Here is a 19,008-nt window from a genome sequence, read left to right as displayed (position 1 = left end):
GCTAAAGCGGGTACGTCGAGAGCACCCCGGTCGGATCGTGGATGGCACGCAGCGCTCGCAGCCGCTGCAGATTTCCGCCGAACGCTGCCACGAGTTCGGACTCGGTTTCCGCGAAACCTGGTCGTACTTCCACGCTGTACACCCCGGTCGTGTGGTCGGTCAGCACCGCCAGGGTGTCTCTGGCCCACGCCATACACGCGGGCCCGTCTGCCGGATCGTCCCAGATGGCGTTCAGGGGGATGTTCCACTCACTGCCCCTGCCCCAGAACGCGGTGTCGGTGTCGCCGATATCGGCGAGTGCACCGCCAGTTTGCTGGAAGTCGATGCGGCAGAACGGTGTAGGCGCCGCCTCGACCTGTTTCGTCAGCGCCTCGGCGACGTCGTCGTCCAGGGTGGGTCCGACGAACACTGCTTTGCCGAAGAAGGACCCCCGCGGGTCCCCGGGCTGCGGTAGTGCGAGCGGCGCAGGTTCGGCGCCACCCGAGCCAGGCGGAGTGTATTGCGGTAGTCCGGCGAGATACCGGCCCGTCATCTCGGACCGGTAGTGGTGCGATCGGGAAGCCGATTCCACTTGCGTTGCTGCCGAACGGCTTATCGCGATATCGGACGGATCCTGGCTGGAACAGGTTGTGTAGACGAAGAATATCGGCACGCCGGGTACCAGATCGCTGTACCCCAGGACGGCGCCCATCATGGTGTTCCGCGGCACCGCGGGAGCAACCCGGAAGTATGTCGGCAGCGCGTCGAGCCCGATCACCATCCGGTCCACCCACATGGGGCCGGCCTCGTGGGTACGCAGCGTCGCAGAGGTGATGACGCCGAACGGGGGCGCACATCCGCGTACGGCCCACCACAGGTCGGCTTCGTCGCCAGTACTGTTGTTAGACAAACGAACAACACGGCCCGAGGTAAGCACCATCTCGACCTCGACGAGGTGGTCGAGGGTAAGCCCGAGGTCACGGGTGAAGTATCCGACGCCGCCCCTGGCGATCAGACCGAAGCCGGCATGCTCGGCGATCCCGACGGGAACGACCCGGCCGACAGGGTCGAGTGCCTCCAGCATGGCTCCCACCGTGGCGCCGCCCGCGACCACCACCTGGTCATCCTCTCGACGTGCCGAATTCATGTGCCTCGACAGGTCGAGCAGAACCGCGCCGTCGGCAACGCAATTCGAGCTCAACCCGCCACCGCGGGCAGTGACACGTAAGCCGCATTCATCCGCCACGCGCATCACGGCGACGACGTCAGCGGTTGTCGCCGGTGTCACCACACACGCGGGATGCCTTCGCGAGGCATCCGGAAAAAACACGCGCCCAAGGGTTTCGGTATAGACCGCCGTGTCCGGCAGATGGACCGACCCGGGCACCTCTGCTGCCAATCGGTCGAGGTGAGCCGCCTGGATGTTCACGAAGTGCCTCCTGGTGGTGGGCAATGCAGCGCCCACCGGTGCCTGAAGTCTCCCAGAAAGGTCTGGAGATGGCCCATGGATCACGGACCTGTGATATTCCTTCACGTACGCCGCGCGGATGCGGATGCGGCAGTCGGGGTGGACCAAGGGGCAATTGATGAGGTTCTCGCGCGGTGCCGTGCCGGCGGTGGTACTGCCGGTCATCGCCGTGTGCTGGCTGATGTGCGCGAGCGCAGCCGCGGCCCCGTCCGGCATCAATGACTGGTCGTGTCAGCCGTCCGACAGCCATCCCCGTCCGGTGGTACTGGTCCATGGCAACGGCGCTGGGATGTCAGCCACCTGGGAGACGCTCACGGAGACGTTGACAGGCCAGGGGTACTGCGTATTCGCCCTCGACTACGGCAAGCACCGGCCCGGCAGTTCGGAGAATCTGCTGGATGTCGCAGGCGGGACAGACATCGAGACGTCATCGCGCGTCCTATCCGTGTTCGTCGACCGGGTGCGCACGGCCACTGGTGCCGAGCAGGTCGACATCGTCGGCCACTCGATGGGTGCCCTCACCGCACGCCAGTATCTCCGCTTCGACGGCGGTACGGACGTGTCCGATCCGTCGAACAACGCGGTGCACACCCTCGTCACCGTGGGTGGAACCAATCAGGGAACAACGTTCGGGAACAACAAGGTACTGCGCGACGACGCCGCCGCCATGGGTTTGCCTGCAAATGAGGCCATTGCTGCTGTTGTCGGTCCGGCGTACGCGCAGCAGATGGCGGGTTCACCGTTCCTGCAGCAACTCAACGCCGGCGGCGACACCCTCCCGGGCATCGATTACCTGGCGATCGCAACGCGCGGCGACGAGATCATCACGCCCGCCGACTCCGCCTTCCTGACCCCTGGCCCGGCGGTTCGCAATGTGTGGGTCCAAGACGGTTGCCCGCACCTGTCCGTCGACCACATGGCCCTGACCACGTCGCCGCGTGCTCTGTGGCTCATCCTGACCGGCCTCGATCCCGACCATTCGACGCTCCATCCGGCGCCGTGTCCATGACCATCCGACGACTTGGGACTCCCATGAAGAATCCAGCCACTCGAACGCGCCGCAGTCCGAAACTTCTCATCGGCGGCCTGGCCGCCGCTCTGATCCTCGCGACCACGCCCGCGGCGATCGCGTCGGGCGACGCCGACCCCGGTGCCGCGGTCACTGCCCCCGACGGCTCACATCTGGTGAGTCTGACCCTCGGCGAGGGCCGCACGGCGGACGCCGAGGTCTACTCCGCTGCGATGGGCAAGAACATCGCACTGAAGTTGCTCATCGCGCCTGGCGACGAACCGAGACCGACGCTGTACGTCCTCGACGGCGTGGGCGGCGCCGAGCCGGAGAACGGGGTACTCGACTGGGCCGACGCCGCCGAGTTCTACGCGACCAAAGACGTCAACGTGGTCGCGACGGTCGGCGGCGACTCCAGCTACTTCACCGACTGGCAGAAAGACGATCCTGAACTCGGGCGCAACAAGTGGGCCACCTTCCTCACCGAGGAACTGCCCCCGATCGTCGATTCGACCCTGAACACGACGGGCAAGAACGCGATCGTCGGCCTGTCCATGTCGGCGACGTCCGTCTTGGCACTGTCGATCAAGAGTCCAGACCTCTACGAGGGGGTGGCGTCGTTCAGCGGATGTGCGCAGACGAGCGATCCGTTGGGGCGGGCCTATGTGTGGATCACAGTCGCGAACTTCGGTGGTAACCCCGAGAACATGTGGGGCAAGCCGGATGACCCGGCCTGGGAGGCCAACGATCCCTACATCCACGCCGCCGGGTTACGCGGCACGGCGCTCTACATCGCCAACGCATCCGGACTGCCCGGTGAGTACGACCATCTCGAGGCCGACAACGTCGACGGTGAAGTCAGCCAGTTGATCGCCCAGCTGACCGTCGGCGGGGTGATCGAGGCCGCCACCAATCAGTGCACCCACAACCTCAAGAATCGCCTCGACTCGCTCGGCATCCCTGCGACCTACGACCTGAAGGACCGCGGCACCCACTCCTGGGACTACTGGCGCGACGACATCCGCAACTCGTGGCCGGTGCTGGAGAAGTCGATCAACTGACACTCAGAACCCGAGACCCATCCAGTCGGTCGCGACGAAGTCCCTCTCCAGCGCTCGCGCCTCGAGCTCGACCTCATCCGGATCGGGGTCCAGTCCGTCGGCGGCGATGGCCCGCAAAGCCGCGGTCACGCCTGCCTCGTACGTCTCGAACCCGCCGATGATCTCGCTGTCGGCGCGCCACCACACCAACAGATGAGTTCCGTTCGGCGAGGGGCAGAAACCGATCACCTGGCCGTCTCGGGCCAACGTGGGGCAGTCGTCGGGAAAGCCGTCGGTGTCGCTCATGATCCGCACTGTATGCGAATGCACGGACATGATCGTCTCCGCGCCCGCAGCTCCGAGAACCGTGTTTTGGTGACCCGCCACGAGGGCATTCGACAGGTCAGCAAGCTCGGGTCGAACCAAGGTTCGGGAGGTGAACGACGAAAGGGCAGCTGCCGATGACATCGCACTACAGCGGAATGGAATTGCTACCGATCGCGGGCAACTGGGTTGTGGGCGGCAGCTCCAAAGCGCTCGAGAACAACGACCCGTACACCGGTGAGCAGCTCTCACGCATGCACTTGGCCACGACTATCGACGTGGACCGGGCATTCGCGGCTGCGGCAGAGCAGCAGCCCAAATGGGCGGCGCTCCCGGCGCAGGACCGTGCCGAGGTGTTCCACCGGGCCGCTCGGATCATGGAGAGCCGCAAAGACGAGATCGTCGGTTGGCTGACCCGCGAGGCGGGCGCGATCAGGGCGCGAGCCGAGTGGGAATGGATGGCAGTCCGGGCAGTGATGCTCGAGGCCGCCTCATATCCGAGCCGGGTCAGCGGCCGTATCTTGCCGGCCGACCTCATACCGGGCAAGGAGAACAGGGTCTATCGGAGACCGTTGGGGACAGTCGCCGTCATCAGCCCGTGGAACTTCCCGATGCAACTGTCGAACCGATCGGTGGCCCCCGCTTTGGCCGTCGGCAACGCGGTGGTTCTCAAACCGTCCGGCGACACCCCTGTCACCGGTGGCCTGCTGCTGGCCAAGATCTACGAAGAGGCCGGACTGCCGCCGGGGCTCCTCAGTGTTGTCGTCGGGAAATCGAGCGAGATAGGTGATCACCTCGCAGCGCACCCATCAGCGAGACTGACGTCGTTCACCGGCTCGACCGAAGTCGGTCGGCATCTCGCACAACAGGCACCGCTCCAGAAGATGTCCCTGGAACTCGGCGGCAACGGCCCACTCGTGGTTCTCGACGATGCACCGATCGAAAGGGCCGTCGCTGCTGCCGTTTTCGGCTCCTACTTTCATCAGGGACAGGTGTGCATGGCAACCAATCGGATCATCGTCGACGAACGTGTGCATGATGAGTTCGTCGACCGACTGCGCGAGCGCGCGAGCGGCCTGACGTTCGGTGACCCCTCGGATCCCGACACGGACATCGGCCCGGTGATCAACCAGAAACAGTTCGACTCCGTGGTCGACAAGATCGATTCTGCACAGAAGCAGGGCGCCGATGTGTTCGCTGCCGGTTCACCGTGCGGCCCCAGCGGTCTGGTGCTCGCGCCCCACGTGATCCTCGGTGACAACCGGACTGCGACCGCGCGGGAGGAAGTCTTTGGTCCCGTTGCGACCGTGATCAAGGCGGCGGACGAAGACCATGCGTTGGCGATCGCGAATGACACGGAGTACGGCCTGTCCAGCGGGGTGATCACCGCCGATACCGAGCGCGGTGTCCAGTTCGCCCTGCGCATGGAGGCGGGGATGACGCACGTCAACGACACCACCGTCAACGACGAACCGAACACCGCGTTCGGAGGCGAGAAGAATTCGGGCATCGGACGTTTCGGGGGCGATTGGGCCATCTCCGAGTTCACCACCGACCACTGGATCAGCGTGCAGCACTCCGATCGGACCTACGCCATCTGACCCCACGCGGCTCGATCCCCACACCTGCGTGTTTGCCGTCACACCCCGCCGGGTACCCGGCGGAAACATCAAACATGTCTGGAGCTGATCGTGAACACCGCAGTTTGGATCGTCATAGCCGTTGTCGTGGTACTTCTCGTGATCGCGCTCATTGCACTGTTGACCCGGAAGCGGCGCGCGCAGCGTCGGGTCGAGGCCGGTCAGATCCGCGAGGAGGCGTCGCACCGTGTGAACGATGTGCAGCGCCGGGAAGCCATCGCCGAAGAATCCGCCGCAAAGGCCCGTCGCGCGCAGGCCGACGCCGAAGCCAAGGCGGCCGAGGCCAAGCGACTTCAGCATGAAGCGCAGTCACACCAGGGGCAGGCTGCGTCCTCACGCCAGGATCTGGACGCCGAGTTCCAGCGTGCCGACAAGCTCGACCCGGACGTGCCCCGTTCAGGCCATCACGAAGGTGATGTGCACGACGTGAACGCACCGCGCGGCAACCAGACGCCTCCCGGTGTTCAGGGCGGCGGCAACCGGGGTGGTGGAGTCAACCTGGACCCGAACGGACAAACGCCGCGCCAGGACGGTCAGCCGGGGCGGCACGCACCGCACTGACCTGTCGGCGGTCGGCGCTACAGTTCCCTCATGCGCTACGGGATCTCGATTCTGCCGGACCAGTCGTGGCACGAGGCGCGCCCGAAGTGGGAGCGCGTCGAAGAGATGGGTTTCGACCACGGCTGGGTGTTCGATCACCTCGTCTGGGGCGGTCTACCCGAAGCGCGGTGGTTTTCCAGCGTTCCGACGATGACCGCCCTGGCGTTGGTGACGTCAGAGCTCAAGCTCGGCTCGTTCGTGGTGTCCCCCAACTTTCGGCATCCGGTGTCGTTCTCGCGTGAGGTCGAGACCCTTCTCGACATCGCCGGCGACCGACTACTGCTGGGTCTCGGTGCAGGTGGCACCCCGGACGACGGTCTGCAGGGCGAGCCCCCGATGTCGCCGAAGCAGAAGGTGGACCGCTTTCAGGAGTTCACCCTGCTCCTCGATCGGCTCCTCGACGAAGACCATGTGAGCGCTGACGGCGAGTACTACCAAGCCCGCAACATGCGACTCGTCGGCGGCTCGGTCCGCAACCGTGTTCCGTTCATCCTGGCGGGCAACGGTCCCCGGTCAGTTCGTTTCGCTGTCGAACACGGCGACGCCTGGATGACGACCGGCGTGAAGTCCGAGACCCTCGACGAGTGGTTCGCGGGGGTCGCCCGAAGCTGCGACGTACTCGAAGAATCACTGGACCGCACGGGCCGCGACCCGTTGACGTTCGACCGCTACCTCAACGTCGATGCATCGCCCCAGTTCTCGTTGGCGAGTCTGGATTCGTTCGACGAACTGGTGGGGCGCGCGGGCGACCTCGGCTTCACCGACGTGATCATCCACTGGCCGCGCGACGGCGATCCGTTCCGAGGCTCGGTCAAGGTACTGGACGCCCTGGCCGAACGTGGTTTCACTCCGTAGTTCGGCCGAAAACCGCGACACCCGGCGCGAACAACGGGTTCATGTTAAAAACGTCACGTGAGCGCTACGCAGCTCGTCCTGGCCATGCCCGAGGTCGATCCGCTGCCCTGGGCCCGCTCGCAGATGGCGTTCACCCTCGCTTTTCACATCATCTTGGTTCCACTCGGGGTCTCGTGGGCGTTCATGACGCTCATCGCGAACTACCGGGGGATACGTCACGGCGATGCCGACGCGATGCGCCTCGCGCAGCGCTGGTCGAAGTACATGGCGGTCACTTTTGCGGTCGGAGCAGTGACCGGGACCGTGCTGTCGTTCGAATTCGGTTTGCTCTGGCCCGAATTCATGAGTCAGTGGGGTGAGGCGTTCGGGATCCCGTTCGCGTTCGAGGGATTGTTCTTCTTCACCGAGGCGATCTTCGTGGCCATCTACATCTACGGATGGAAACGGCTCACACCGTGGACGCATTTCATCACCGGTATCCCGATCGTTCTCGCCGGCATCCTCGGCAGCGCATCGGTCATCGCCGCCAACGCGTGGATGAACACGCCCTCCGGGTTCACCCTCGACGAGGCGGGCAAGGTTGTCGAGGTCGACCCGCTGGAGGTCATCTTCAACAAGTCGATGCCGCTGCAGTCCGCGCACATGATCGTCGCGGCGTACGTCGTCGGCGGGTTCCTCGTCGCCTCGGTCTATGCGGTTGGCATGCTGCGCGGCAGACGCGACCGCTACCACCGTCTCGGGTTCGTCATCCCGTTCTCGGTCGCGAGCGTGGCCATGATCCCGCAGATGGCGATCGGGGATGCGTTGGCGCGCTGGGTGTATCAGAACCAGCCCATGAAGTTCGCTGCGATGGAGATCGTTCCCGAGACCAGCAGCGACGTGCCCGAGACCCTCCTCGGCCGGATCAACGAGGACGGCACGGTCAGCGGCGGCATACCCATTCCCGGAATGGCGTCCATCCTGTCCGATCCCTCCTCCGGTACATCCACGGTGGTGCGGGGACTCAACAGCTTCCCCGAGGCCGACCGCCCCACCTACTCTCAGGCCAACACCGTCCACCTCGCCTGGGATGTGATGGTGGGCCTCGGGTCGTTCCTGATGGTGATCGCCCTCTGGTACGGCCTGTGCTGGATCTTCCGCAAGGACATGCCGCAGAGCAAACTGTTCCTTCGAGTCGCTGCGTGCTGCGGGGTGCTGGCGGTGATCACGATGGAGGCGGGCTGGATCGTCTCCGAGGTCGGCCGACAACCATGGATCGTCTACAACTACATGAGGGTAGAGGACGCAGCCACCGGAAACACCAGCGTCTGGATCACTTTCATCGTCGTCGTGCTGATCTACCTCGCGCTCGGGGTGACCACGGTCCTGGTTCTGCGACACATGAGCCGGCGGTTCCGTGCAGCCGACGCGGCAGAGCGGTCCGACGACGATGTCGGCGTTCCGTACGGCCCGACCGATGACCCCGAGCCTGTCCCATCGGGGTCGGATCCATGAGCGACATCATCGCGATCGTCTTGATGATCGGCATCATCGCGTATGCCGTTTTCGGAGGAGCCGACTTCGGGGCGGGCTTCTGGGACCTCGTCGCCGGCGGGACCGAAGCCGGGGCACGACCACGCGAGCTGATAGATCGCTCCATCGGACCCGTGTGGGAGGCGAACCACGTGTGGCTGATCTTCAGTTTCGTGGTGCTCTGGACGGCATTCCCACAGGTGTACGCGTCGATCACATTGACCCTGTTCGTCCCCCTCACCATCGCTGCGCTGGGGATAGTGCTGCGAGGCGCCAGCTTTGCCTTCCGCAAGGCCGTGCTGCGCACCCGCGACCGTCGGCGCTTCGGCGCAGTGTTCGCGACGTCGTCCGTCCTCGTCCCGTACTGCCTGGGCGCGGTCATCGGCGCCATCGCCTCGGGGCAGGTGCCGCCGGGGGGCAAAGCCGGTGACTCGTTCGCGAGCTGGATGGACCCTGTATCGATCCTGGGTGGTGTGCTCGCGGTGGTCGTGGCCGCCTACCTGGCAGCGGTCAACCTCATCGCCGATGCACGCCGACTCGGCGACGACGAGATGGTCGAGTACTTTCGGCGACGGGCCATCGGCGCGGCCGTCGTTGCCGGGATCACGCTTGCTGCCGGCGTTCTGATACTCCGCGAATACGCCCCCTACCTCTTCGACGGGCTGACGTCGAGGGCGTTGCCCCTGATGATATTGTCCGGGCTCTGCGGTGTCGCATCACTGGTGCTGATCGTCCGCCGCGACACCCGGTTCTCACAGTGGCTGTCGGGTACGGCCGTGGTGGCGGCGCTGGTGGCGTACGGCGTCGCGCAGACGCCCTACCTGCTGCCCGAGACGGTCACGGTGACCGAGGCGGCAGCACCGTCGGGCACGCTGGGCGCGCTACTGGTAGCCACGGTCGCGGCCGGACTGATCGTGCTGCCGTCCCTCGGTCTGCTCTATGTGCTGGACCGGAAGAACCTGTTGCCTGAAGAGGGCTGAGCGAGCCTGCCTCACAACCGCGGATCCACCGGCTCGGACTCCATGGCGAGAACACCGAAGACGCACTGGTGGACCCTGAACACAGGTTCACCCGCAACGGCGCGGCGGATCGATTCGAGACCGAGGGCGTACTCACGCAACGCCATCGACCGTTTGTGGCCGAGATTGCGCTGCTTGAGACGCGACAGCGTCGACTGGTCGGTGTAATCGGCGCCGTAGATGATGCGTAAGTACTCGGGTCCGCGGACCTTGAGTCCTGGCTGCACCAGCCCCTTCGGCCCGCGAACCAGGTTGCGCAGCGGCTTGACCACCATGCCCTCACCGCCGTCGGCAGTGAGGTCCCCCCACCACGCGACGCCCGCGGCACGCGATGCCTCGTCGGTCGTGTCGACCACCAAACGCCTTGTTGACCTGAACAACTCCGGATCGACGCCCACGAGCCGATCCGCGATCTCGAGGTGCCACTGATGATCGCGTGTCTCGTAAGTGCCTGTGTCGCTGGCGAGCACCTGGAACGGCGCCACCTGAACGCCCAGTGGGTTGTCAATCGGTTGCACATAGTGGCGGTACGAGTCGATGAAGCGCTCGGCGTTGCCCGCCCGTGACCGTGTTCTCGCGAGCAGGTCTCCGACGTCGGCGCCGCGCGCTGCGGCAGCCTCCAGTACGCCGATCGCCGCGGGCAGCGAGGCCATCGCGGCAGCACCGACCCTCGCGTACTGACTGCGGACCATCGCCTCTGCCTTCGCGGTCCACGGCAGTATCTCGGTGTCGAGTAGCAGCCAGCCGGCGTCGAGTTCGGTCCAGATATTTGCTGCAGCAAGAGCATCAGCGATCCGCGTCAACACCGTCGCCTGCTGGTCGGCGTCGAAAAATGCCCGTCCGGTGCGGGAGTGGATGACACCGGATCCGTCGGCGGACACGCGCACGATGGCACGCGAGCCCATGTGCTTCTCTTCGCAGATCACCTGATCGACCGAGCGCTTCGCGTAGTGACCGAACGCTTCATCCGGGTGCTCGAGAACACCGTCACGTGTCGAACTGTCGACAGGCGACATGGTCGGAGGAAGGTAGACCAGCTGTGCAGGAGCGATGGCGAACCTGCTCATCACCTCCAGGGCACCGGCCGCATTCTCTTCTCGGAGCGACAGTCGCCCCATGTGTTCGGTCTCGATCACCCGGTGACCCAAAACATCGGTCAGGGTGAACACTTCCGGATCGCGTTGAGGCGGGGCGAGCGGGCGCACCGGCTCGTAATGTGTCGCGGTGGCAGGCACCGAGACGACCTCACGCTCGGGATAGCGCAATGCGGTCAGCTCGCCGCCGAACACACAACCGGTGTCAAGGCACATCGTATTGTTGATCCACTCGGTCTCCGGGACCGGCGTGTGCCCGTACAACACCGTCGCTGCACCTCGGTAGTCATCGGCCCATGGGTAACGAACCGGCAAGCCGAACTCGTCGGTTTCACCACTGGTGTCGCCGTACAGGGCGAACGCACGTACGCGGCCCGATGCACGGCCGTGGTACTTCTCCTTCAGGCCCGCATGAGCGACAACGAGTTTGCCGTCGTCGAGCACATAGTGGGCGACGAGCCCGTCGCAGAACCGACGCACATCAGCGATGAACGACTCGTCTTCGTTCGCCAGTTGATCCAGCGTCTCCTGCAGTCCGTGGGTCGGTTTGACATCCTTGCGGCCCAGAGCGCGCACGAGCTTCGCCTCGTGGTTCCCCGAGACGCACAGTGCACTGCCGCTCCGGACCATGCCCATCACCAGACGCAGGACGCCCGCTGAATCCGGTCCACGATCAACCAGATCACCGACGAAGACTGCCCGGCGACCGGCAGGATGGGAAGCGTCGACCGGGCGACCACGGTCGTCGCTGGTCAACACGTAGCCCAGGCGAGCGAGCAGCGACTCGAGTTCCTCTCGGCACCCGTGCACGTCACCGATCACATCGAACGGACCGTGCTGGTCACGCTGATCGTTGAACAGTCGGGTTCGGACGATCGACGCGTCGGCGACGGCCTCGACCGAGTCCAGCACATGGATGGTCCGAAATCCCTCGCGTTTGAGGCTTCGCAACGACCGCCGCAGTTGATCATGCTGACGTTTGATGACGTGGGCGCCGAAGTCCCGGTCCGGTCGAGACGCGTTACGCTCGGCCGCGACCGACGTCGGCAGGTCCAGGACGATCGCCACCGGCAGCACATCGTGGTCCTTGGCCAACGCGAGCAACGATTTTCGGGATGCGGGTTGCACGTTGGTTGCATCGATCACCGTCAGGCGACCACGGTCTAGCCGCTTGCCCGCGATGTACTCGAGCAGGCCGAAGGCGTCCGACGTTGCCGCTTGGTCGTTCGGATCATCCGAGACCATCGCGCGGCACGCGTCGCTGGATACCACTTCCGTCGGTGCGAAGTGTGTGGCTGCGAAGGTCGACTTGCCCGACCCGCTGGTGCCGACGAGAACGACGAGCGACAGTTCGGGAATACTCAACTGGCTCATGCCTTCTCCTCCAGTTCCGTTCGTCGGCCGAAGATGGCCATCTGTGTCGGTGATCCCACTTCGTCGTCCACGTCGCCCACCGGGCGCAGATCGACGTCATAGCCGTAGCTCTCCCCCACCGATCCGGCCCAAGCGGCGAACTCGAGGCGGGTCCACTCGAAGCGGTGGTCGGGGTGCCGAAAGCCTCCGCCCGCCAACGCCGGGTAGCGCACGTTGTATTCGGAGTTGGGGGTCGTCACCACCACATGACGTGGCCGCATAGCGCCGAATACGTTGGCCACCACAGCCGGCAAACGGTCTGGATCAATGTGCTCGATGACCTCCATGAGGATGGCCAGGTCGAGTTCTCCGAGGCGTTCGTCTTCGTACTGCAGCGACGACAGCAGCAGCGACAGCCGACCGGATTGGCGTTCGGTCATGTCCGCGACGTGCAGTCGCTTCGCGGCCTTCGACAGCCCGGTGTCGGATACCTCCGTACCGATCACTCGTGCGACGCCCTGCACCTTCAGCAATGCCCCGAGCAGAGCGCCGGAACCGCATCCCAGATCTGCGATCGACGCCGGCCGCAGTTCGTCGACAACCCTGAGCACCGCCTCGTGGCGGAGGTGAACCAGCGGGCGCGACGCCGCAGATTCGTCGTCGTCCAGCGCCTCCTCGACGGGCCGATCGTCGAGTTGGATGAGCCTTAGTGTCGCTGCATCTTTCAGTCCCCGCTGGTGCGCAAGGTAGCGGTGCGTGATCAGTTCCCGCTCCGGGTGAGTCGCCAGCCATCCCGATCCCGCCCTGACCAGCTTGTCCACCTCGGCATCATCGACCCAGTAGTGTTTGGCATCGTCGAGAACCGGTAGCAGTACGTAGAGATGGTTCAGTGCGTCTGCGAGCCGCAGCGAACCCGTGAGGGTCAGCGACACCAGTGGCGCATCACCCCATTCCGGCCGGGTCGCATCCAGCGTTATCGGCTCCGCGTGCACGTTCCATCCCATCGGCTCGAACAGACGGACCAGCAGGTCCGGGTCGCCTGGGACAGCAGGCAACGTGATGGTCAGCGGCAACACGGTGTCGACCAGTTCTGGTCGTGCCGAACAATAACCGTTCAGCGCGGACCGGAACACTTTCGCCATGGCAACCGACAACAGCGAGGACGCCACGTACGCGCGATCGTTCACGTATTGCCCGAGCGCGAACCCGTCGTGCGCATCAGATCGGCCACGAACCAACGCGACCGGGTCGACCTCCAGGACCAGCGCAACCGTGCACCGGTCGTCGGTGACCTCGGGGTAGAAAACATGCGCAGTGCCTCCGTAGACGCTGAACAGTTGCACCTTTTCCGGATGCTTGTGCAGGAGAAAGCCCAGGTCGCTCGGCACCGCAAGAGACGCCGAGCGTTCGACGGAGATGGTCAACAGCATCGGGTCAGTCTGACGTATGCGCCGCAGCCAGAACACCGGTTATTCATCGAGCAACTCACGACGTAGCCGGTTGCGATTGCGTTCCTGTTGTCGTCGTTGGTGTTTGGCCTCGGTTCGGGACCGGGTCCGGGCTGGTTGATCCGGTGGGCGTCTCCGCGGCGGCGCCGGAGCTGTGTCCTCCCACACGATGCGGCGCAGCGCGGGAAAGAGGTCGTCGCCGGTCCAGGCGGGACCGTCGTAGGTGCGTCCTTCGGGTGTGATGACCACCGTTCGGGTACGCCCCTGACGGTCGACGTACTGGTCATCTACCCAGTCCGCGTGCGTCTTGAGCAGATGATGGAAACGACAGAGCGCTTTCATCCCCGTCGGGTGCGTATGGCCACCGGCGGCGGGGTCCTTGTGGTTGTATTCGGTGCTGTGATCGAGATCGGCGGTCCAGGCGGACTGGTTGCAGCCGGGCCACATGCAATACAGGTCACGCATGCGAAGGTGGGCATCGAGAACCGCGGACGGTCGGTAGTGATCACCGGGCTTGACCGGAGGAAGCGGAATGACCTCGAAATCGGGCGGTTTGATTGCATCCCAGTCGACGTTGCCGAGATCTCCGATACGCGAACTCCGTGGCGGTGCCGGCATGTTCATTGTCGTGGTGGCAGCCTTCTTCGCCGCACGGCGGGCTTTGCGGTTACCGGCGCGTTCGGTCTCGGCCTTGGTCTCGCTTGGGCCGGGCGACACTTCGGGTTCGTCGGTGACGTCACCGGCGGGGTCGGTACTGGGAGGCGAATCCGAATGCGTCTGCGCAGCTCGGCTTTCAGGCTCAGAGCCCGCAGCCGGTTGCGGATCCGTCTGCCGCTGAGGTTCTGGTTCCGGCTTGGGTCGTGTTCTGTTGCCCGTCGGCCGCACTTTTGTCGTGTCTTGCTTGGCGAGGTCGCGAGCGTGTTCGGCGGAGATGACGCCGTGGCCTTCGAGGTAGCCCGGCTCGTCGTCCTCACCGTCGAGCGTGGACTGGTTCGCGATGGCATGGAGGACAATTTTCACGTCGACCCCACCGATCCCCTGCGTCCTCGGCAGCGGCCAGATCTCCGCCAAGCAAGGATACTCTTCGTCCTCGTCGCACAGGCACTCGAACTCGCGGCCCATCGTGATCGCGAACAGTGCATCAGACATCCGCTGGGGCTTCTTGCGCGGATCGCGTCGGCAGGTGGACTTCGCGAGCATTTCCAAGCGTTTCATGATCATCGCCGTGTATTCAGCCGACAAAGTCGCGGTCAGGGTGCCCATCCCGTTCTGCTCACCCTCGCTCCAGACTCCACGCTTGTCTTTGGCGTCCTTACGGTCTTCGCGTATCAGATCGGGGTCGCGCCGAAAGATGGCGGCATCGATCATGTCCCGCATGGCGCGGGTCGACCACGAACCCTTGTTGCGCAGATTCTCCGCTATGTCTCGGTCTATGTCGGCGGCATGGTCGGTACCTTCGATCAGGTCGGTTCGCGACACGATCTTCGAGATGTGATGCGCGGCCACCAGCCCGTCTTTGAGGGCCAGTGCAACGTTGGGCAACCTGTCTCGCAATGCGAGCGCGCAGGTGAGATGACTTTCGGCTGCCGTCTGGGATAGACGGTTCGCCAAAGCCAAGCGAGCTGCGGCCTGGACGTATGCGTCCTGCAGGAAGTCGTGGGAGGCAACGCTTTCGGCCTCGAGCTGGCGGTGCAATTCCGCGGCATAGGCGTAGCGGGCCCATTCCAGATAACCCTGCCCGGTCAACGCCCGCTCGATCGAGGCCAACAAGTCATTGGCCCGCAACGCGTTTGCCGGCGCTATCCCGGTGATGGAAGGGTCCAGACTCGGCCACGGCTCGAACATACTTGCTAATGTACGGCAGGGGTCTGACACAGAAACGACCCAAACAGGCCAGCCGCGACATCAGAGCAGGATTCATTCATTCAGATGACAAACCGCCCTGTTCGCGACTTCAATTTCTCGTCCGGCGGTAATTCCGAGTCGATGATCGCCATGCGTGACGGCTTGGCAGGCTTGCGGCCTGCCCGGTCTCGAACGAGCGCTTAAACCCAGGAGCTATTGCGCCGTGTTCGTGAGAGTGTGGGTCAATGCCCATCCAACCGACATCGACGCAGTTCCGTCGCCTCGCCCAATCATCGCCATGGCGTTGGTCAGGCATCGAGTTCCGTTGGACAACAGCGGCATCGGGACCATGGCGCCGCGCTGTTGTACGGCGACCCGGCTCCGTCCGCGTAGAAGATGCCTCGCGTGAGGTACTGACGACGCAACAGGCCTTGCGGCCATTCGATGGTCAGATGCACCGCCGCGGCGATGGACCATGGCTACCCGTCGAGGGGTCGTGGCCGGCCGCGACAGCCCCTACCGTAGATCACGATGGTCTGGTCATCGCTCGCCCGAATGACTCGCGCATCGACTACGGACACGGAACCTTCTTCGAGAACTATCACTGGGTGGCGATGCTTGATCCGGCAGAACTTGCCGGCAGCGCGCATTCCAACGTCATCGACGACGTGTCCGCGCCGTCGGTGGAGTTCACCGGTATCAGTGTCGGCGTGCATCACGGCCGCAAAAGCTGGCAGGCCACTGCACGATCGACGACTGCCTACGATCCGCGGTGTTCGTGCTGCCCCCTACTGGACGGTCACTTCGATGACGTCACCGATGAGTGGGTGATCGCACCACCGGCACTGGTTCGACTCGACTGCGAGACCGGGATCTGTGTTCACATCGTTCACCAATACGAAGTCCCACGAGTCGACCTGGATGTGCGGATCGAAGCTGTCGACTGACCGGGAAGCCGATCTACTTCTTCTTGGTTCCCGGAAGCACACCCGAGTCGATGACTGCTTTCACGAAAGGCTTCGTGGCAGAGAGCAATTCCTCCGACTTCGGATCGCCGGCCCACGCGGCACCCGCGGCATCGTCGGTGAGTTCTTCGATGTGGTCGTATAGTTCGCCGCCCGCAGCCGTCATGGCCTCCCCGCTGTCCGTCCGTTCGAGTAGTCCGCGTGCAACGAGGCGATCGACTGCAGCTTCCCAATCGTCTTCGCTCCAGCCACGAGTGATCATCACCAGCTTTTTACCGAGCGCGCGACGCCGCAGGGTCGGATCGGGGTGCGGCGATTCGTGTAGCACCAAGGCCTCGAGCCGGTCCAGACCCGCGATCACCAATGCCGCGATGTGGGCATCGCCACGCCATTCGCGGATGATCGCGATCGAATGCCACAGCCGCACATGCGGCTGGGGCGGCGGTGTCGACGCCGCCCACGCTGCGGCCAGTGGTCGTCCGCCCATGGGCAGAGTCGACGCCTTTTCGGCGTAGCGGTCGGCCAGCTCATCCAAGACGGGGTCACCGATCCGGTCGCCGAGTATCGGACGGAGGGTCTCGTCGAGCATTTGATAGCGGCGAGCGTTCACGACGTCGAGGCCGACAGCTTTTGCCGCATCCCAGCCAGGGGTGACCACGGTCGGACTGAAGTTGAAGAACGCGGCTGCGACGACCGACGCGTCACACTCTCCCAGCGGCGCCCCTCGGGCCCCGACGTACCAGCCGTGAAAGTCCAATCCGGTGTCGGCGCAGGCGCCCTTGATCTCGGGACTGAAGTAGGCGAGGACGTGGAACGGCTCGAGGGTCTCGTACGCCACGCGGGCGAGCGCGCGGTCGGATGCCGAGTACTTGAATGTCATCCGTTCTTCCTACCTGACAAAACCGGGTTCCCCGACCGGATCACCGGGTTCCGAGCACGGAGAGCAGCTGCAGCTTCTCGTAACTCTCGGTTCCCGGGACAGCCGTGTAGACCAATAACGCGTGCGACTGCACCGGGTCGAGCAGTGTTTGGCAGGTGAGTTCCAACTCGCCGAGCTCAGGGTGCATGAACTTCTTCACCTCATGAGGGCGAATCCCGACTTCGTGTGTGTCCCAGACCTGACGGAACTCCTCGCTGCGCGCGTGAAGAAGTTCGACCAGGTGTGCCGCATGGGACTCCGGCCCTCGCAGGGTGACCACCCCACGCAGGCCCGATACCCACATACGGGTGAGAAACGGATGCTCTTCAGGCGCGTAGAGCGATCGACTCTCGGGATCGGTGAACCACCGGTAGCCGATGCTGCGGGCAGGGCCGCTGTACGCGGTCAGGTCACCGGTGAGCGCAACACCGAGTGCGGTCTGCCGCAACGTCTCGCCGAGTTCGGTGACGATCTCTGCGGGGGTGTCGTGCAGGCGGTCGAGGATGCGTTGCAGACCGGGGCTGATGTGTTCACTCGCAGGGCCCCGTGACGGTGGGTGATGGCCGGCGAGGCGGAACAGGTGGTCGCGCTCATCGACCGACAGGTGCAGGCCCTGTGCGATGGCGGCGATCATCTGCTCGGACGGCTGCGGTCCGGTCTGACGCTCGATGCGCGCGTAGTAGTCGGTCGACATGTGGCAGAGCAATGCCACTTCTTCTCGCCGTAATCCACTGGTCCTTCGACGCGCACCACGCGGGAGCCCGACGTCCTCAGGCTGCAGCGCCTCCCTGCGGCGTCGCAGGAAATCCGCCAGTCCGATCCGATCGATGACCATCGCGCCTCCAGTGTTCGTCCTTCTTCCTACCTCGCGGGACACCGCTTATCCACGACCTGCGAATCAGTGGATGAACGAGCCCTGCCCAACTCGGCCACCACCGGTGACAGTGAAGACACCACTCACAACCCCAGGAGATACCGATGCCACGCTCACCCATCGACACCACCATCCCCGATCTGTCCGGTCAACGCGCTGTGGTCACCGGCGCCAGCGACGGTATCGGGCTCGGTATCGCCAGCAAGCTCGCGGCCGCGGGAGCCGAAGTGCTGCTGCCGGTTCGGAATACGGCCAAAGGCGAGGCCGCGATCGCTGCGATACTTCGTGAGCACCCCACCGCAGACGTCTCATTGCGCGCGCTCGACCTTTCCTCACTCGCCTCCGTCGCTGCTCTCGGCGAAACCCTCAGGGAGGAGGACATGCCGATTCGCATCCTCGTGAACAACGCCGGTGTCATGACCCCGCCTGACCGGCAAACCACGGCCGACGGCTTCGAGCTCCAGTTCGGGACGAATCATCTCGGCCACTTCGCGCTCGTCGCTGAGCTGTTGCCGCTGCTCATCGCCGGGCATGCGCGGGTGACATCGCAGATCAGCGTCGCGGCCAACAGCGGATCCATCAACTGGGATGACCTACAGTGGGAGCGCTCGTACGACGGCATGAAGGCCTACAGCCAATCGAAGATCGCGTTCGGGCTGTTCGGCTTGGAACTCGACCGACGTAGTCAGGTGAACGGCTGGAACATCACCAGCAACCTCTCCCATCCAGGAATTGCTCCGACCAATCTCCTCGCCGCGCGCGCTGAACTCGGTCGCGACAGAGAAACTCTCGGCCGCAAGGTGATCAGGACCCTCTCCGAACGAGGCATTCTGGTCGGGACCGTCGACACTGCCCAACTGCCGGCCCTGTACGCCGCGACCTCTTCCGATGCCGAACGGGGAAAGTTCTACGGACCACGCGGGCTCGGGCATGTGGGCGGCGGTCCCGGGGAGCAGAAGCTGTACTCCCGGCTTCGTGACCCCGAGGCCGCCACGCGGATCTGGCAGATCTCCGAGCGACTCACCACATCATTTACCTCGTGATCGGGCGGCTTGTTCGCCCTC

The 19,008-nt window shown here is 64.5% G+C and carries 16 protein-coding genes; 9 read left to right on the top strand and 7 right to left on the bottom strand.

Features of this window, described 5'->3' with window-relative positions; translation table 11 throughout:
• Window position 1: 1 nt before the first annotated feature.
• Window positions 2-1,408 (bottom strand): FAD-binding oxidoreductase, encoded by a 1,407-nt coding sequence (locus tag DFR67_RS09055; RefSeq protein ID WP_245937828.1) that lies wholly within the window; start codon window positions 1,406-1,408, stop codon window positions 2-4.
• A gap of 157 nt (window positions 1,409-1,565) precedes the next feature.
• Here DFR67_RS09055 and DFR67_RS09050 point away from each other — a divergent pair, with 157 nt between their 5' ends.
• Window positions 1,566-2,456, top strand: coding sequence for an alpha/beta fold hydrolase (locus tag DFR67_RS09050; RefSeq protein WP_110469182.1), 891 nt, complete (start codon window positions 1,566-1,568; stop codon window positions 2,454-2,456).
• A gap of 23 nt (window positions 2,457-2,479) precedes the next feature.
• Window positions 2,480-3,517 (top strand): alpha/beta hydrolase, encoded by a 1,038-nt coding sequence (locus DFR67_RS09045; protein ID WP_158539930.1) that lies wholly within the window; start codon window positions 2,480-2,482, stop codon window positions 3,515-3,517.
• 3 nt (window positions 3,518-3,520) lie between these two features.
• Here DFR67_RS09045 and DFR67_RS30215 read toward each other — a convergent pair whose 3' ends face one another.
• A complete protein-coding gene (locus tag DFR67_RS30215) occupies window positions 3,521-3,802 on the bottom strand; it encodes a hypothetical protein (protein ID WP_146240405.1) in 282 nt (93 codons plus the stop codon).
• Between the two features lie 155 nt (window positions 3,803-3,957).
• Here DFR67_RS30215 and DFR67_RS09035 point away from each other — a divergent pair, with 155 nt between their 5' ends.
• The 5 genes from DFR67_RS09035 to DFR67_RS09015 all read left to right on the top strand — a co-directional run bounded on the left by DFR67_RS09035 (window position 3,958) and on the right by DFR67_RS09015 (window position 9,407).
• Window positions 3,958-5,421, top strand: coding sequence for an aldehyde dehydrogenase family protein (locus tag DFR67_RS09035; protein ID WP_110469179.1), 1,464 nt, complete (start codon window positions 3,958-3,960; stop codon window positions 5,419-5,421).
• A gap of 90 nt (window positions 5,422-5,511) precedes the next feature.
• Entirely contained in the window at window positions 5,512-6,021 is a 510-nt protein-coding gene (locus DFR67_RS09030; RefSeq protein ID WP_158539929.1) for a hypothetical protein, read from the top strand.
• A gap of 30 nt (window positions 6,022-6,051) precedes the next feature.
• Window positions 6,052-6,915 carry an LLM class flavin-dependent oxidoreductase gene (locus tag DFR67_RS09025; protein WP_110469177.1) on the top strand — a complete coding sequence of 288 codons (864 nt, stop codon included), beginning with the start codon at window positions 6,052-6,054 and terminating at the stop codon, window positions 6,913-6,915.
• Window positions 6,916-6,972: 57 nt separating this feature from the next.
• Window positions 6,973-8,409 (top strand): cytochrome ubiquinol oxidase subunit I, encoded by a 1,437-nt coding sequence (locus DFR67_RS09020; protein ID WP_110469176.1) that lies wholly within the window; start codon window positions 6,973-6,975, stop codon window positions 8,407-8,409.
• A complete protein-coding gene (locus DFR67_RS09015) occupies window positions 8,406-9,407 on the top strand; it encodes a cytochrome d ubiquinol oxidase subunit II (protein WP_110469175.1) in 1,002 nt (333 codons plus the stop codon). Before DFR67_RS09020 ends, DFR67_RS09015 begins: the two co-directional genes overlap by 4 nt.
• An 11-nt stretch (window positions 9,408-9,418) precedes the next feature.
• Here DFR67_RS09015 and DFR67_RS09010 read toward each other — a convergent pair whose 3' ends face one another.
• Genes DFR67_RS09010 through DFR67_RS09000 form a run of 3 tightly spaced genes read right to left on the bottom strand, consistent with a single transcriptional unit; the run spans window position 9,419 to window position 15,186 of the window.
• Complete coding sequence (locus DFR67_RS09010; protein ID WP_110469174.1) at window positions 9,419-11,914, bottom strand: polynucleotide kinase-phosphatase; 2,496 nt, start codon at window positions 11,912-11,914, stop codon at window positions 9,419-9,421.
• Complete coding sequence (locus DFR67_RS09005; protein WP_110469261.1) at window positions 11,911-13,323, bottom strand: 3' terminal RNA ribose 2'-O-methyltransferase Hen1; 1,413 nt, start codon at window positions 13,321-13,323, stop codon at window positions 11,911-11,913. Before DFR67_RS09005 ends, DFR67_RS09010 begins: the two co-directional genes overlap by 4 nt.
• 39 nt (window positions 13,324-13,362) lie before the next feature.
• Entirely contained in the window at window positions 13,363-15,186 is a 1,824-nt protein-coding gene (locus DFR67_RS09000) for a DUF222 domain-containing protein (RefSeq protein ID WP_110469173.1), read from the bottom strand.
• 452 nt (window positions 15,187-15,638) lie between these two features.
• On the opposite strand from DFR67_RS09000, the gene DFR67_RS08995 reads away from it, so the two are divergent.
• Entirely contained in the window at window positions 15,639-16,133 is a 495-nt protein-coding gene (locus DFR67_RS08995; RefSeq protein ID WP_110469172.1) for a hypothetical protein, read from the top strand.
• Between the two features lie 13 nt (window positions 16,134-16,146).
• On the opposite strand, the gene DFR67_RS08990 is transcribed toward DFR67_RS08995, so the two are convergent.
• Both DFR67_RS08990 and DFR67_RS08985 read right to left on the bottom strand, forming a co-directional pair.
• On the bottom strand, window positions 16,147-17,031 hold the full coding sequence (locus DFR67_RS08990) for an SCO6745 family protein (RefSeq protein ID WP_110469171.1): 885 nt from the start codon (window positions 17,029-17,031) through the stop codon (window positions 16,147-16,149).
• 40 nt (window positions 17,032-17,071) lie between these two features.
• Window positions 17,072-17,905 (bottom strand): helix-turn-helix transcriptional regulator, encoded by an 834-nt coding sequence (locus tag DFR67_RS08985; RefSeq protein WP_110469170.1) that lies wholly within the window; start codon window positions 17,903-17,905, stop codon window positions 17,072-17,074.
• A 143-nt stretch (window positions 17,906-18,048) separates the two neighbouring features.
• On the opposite strand from DFR67_RS08985, the gene DFR67_RS08980 reads away from it, so the two are divergent.
• A complete protein-coding gene (locus tag DFR67_RS08980; RefSeq protein WP_110469169.1) occupies window positions 18,049-18,987 on the top strand; it encodes an SDR family oxidoreductase in 939 nt (312 codons plus the stop codon).
• Window positions 18,988-19,008 lie beyond the last annotated feature (21 nt).

It is taken from the genome of Williamsia limnetica (assembly GCF_003217475.1).
Lineage (GTDB): Bacteria > Actinomycetota > Actinomycetes > Mycobacteriales > Mycobacteriaceae > Williamsia > Williamsia limnetica.
This window is presented reverse-complemented; position numbering and strand designations above follow the sequence as displayed.

Coding starts and splice junctions, on each gene's coding strand:
- DFR67_RS09050 (WP_110469182.1), top strand. CDS start 1,566: ATGAGGTTCTCGCGCGGTGCCGTGCCGGCGGTGGTACTGCCGGTCATC.
- DFR67_RS09045 (WP_158539930.1), top strand. CDS start 2,480: ATGAAGAATCCAGCCACTCGAACGCGCCGCAGTCCGAAACTTCTCATC.
- DFR67_RS30215 (WP_146240405.1), bottom strand. CDS start 3,802: ATGAGCGACACCGACGGCTTTCCCGACGACTGCCCCACGTTGGCCCGA.
- DFR67_RS09035 (WP_110469179.1), top strand. CDS start 3,958: ATGACATCGCACTACAGCGGAATGGAATTGCTACCGATCGCGGGCAAC.
- DFR67_RS09025 (WP_110469177.1), top strand. CDS start 6,052: ATGCGCTACGGGATCTCGATTCTGCCGGACCAGTCGTGGCACGAGGCG.
- DFR67_RS09015 (WP_110469175.1), top strand. CDS start 8,406: ATGAGCGACATCATCGCGATCGTCTTGATGATCGGCATCATCGCGTAT.
- DFR67_RS09010 (WP_110469174.1), bottom strand. CDS start 11,914: ATGAGCCAGTTGAGTATTCCCGAACTGTCGCTCGTCGTTCTCGTCGGC.
- DFR67_RS09005 (WP_110469261.1), bottom strand. CDS start 13,323: ATGCTGTTGACCATCTCCGTCGAACGCTCGGCGTCTCTTGCGGTGCCG.
- DFR67_RS09000 (WP_110469173.1), bottom strand. CDS start 15,186: ATGTTCGAGCCGTGGCCGAGTCTGGACCCTTCCATCACCGGGATAGCG.
- DFR67_RS08995 (WP_110469172.1), top strand. CDS start 15,639: ATGCACCGCCGCGGCGATGGACCATGGCTACCCGTCGAGGGGTCGTGG.
- DFR67_RS08990 (WP_110469171.1), bottom strand. CDS start 17,031: ATGACATTCAAGTACTCGGCATCCGACCGCGCGCTCGCCCGCGTGGCG.
- DFR67_RS08985 (WP_110469170.1), bottom strand. CDS start 17,905: ATGGTCATCGATCGGATCGGACTGGCGGATTTCCTGCGACGCCGCAGG.
- DFR67_RS08980 (WP_110469169.1), top strand. CDS start 18,049: ATGCCACGCTCACCCATCGACACCACCATCCCCGATCTGTCCGGTCAA.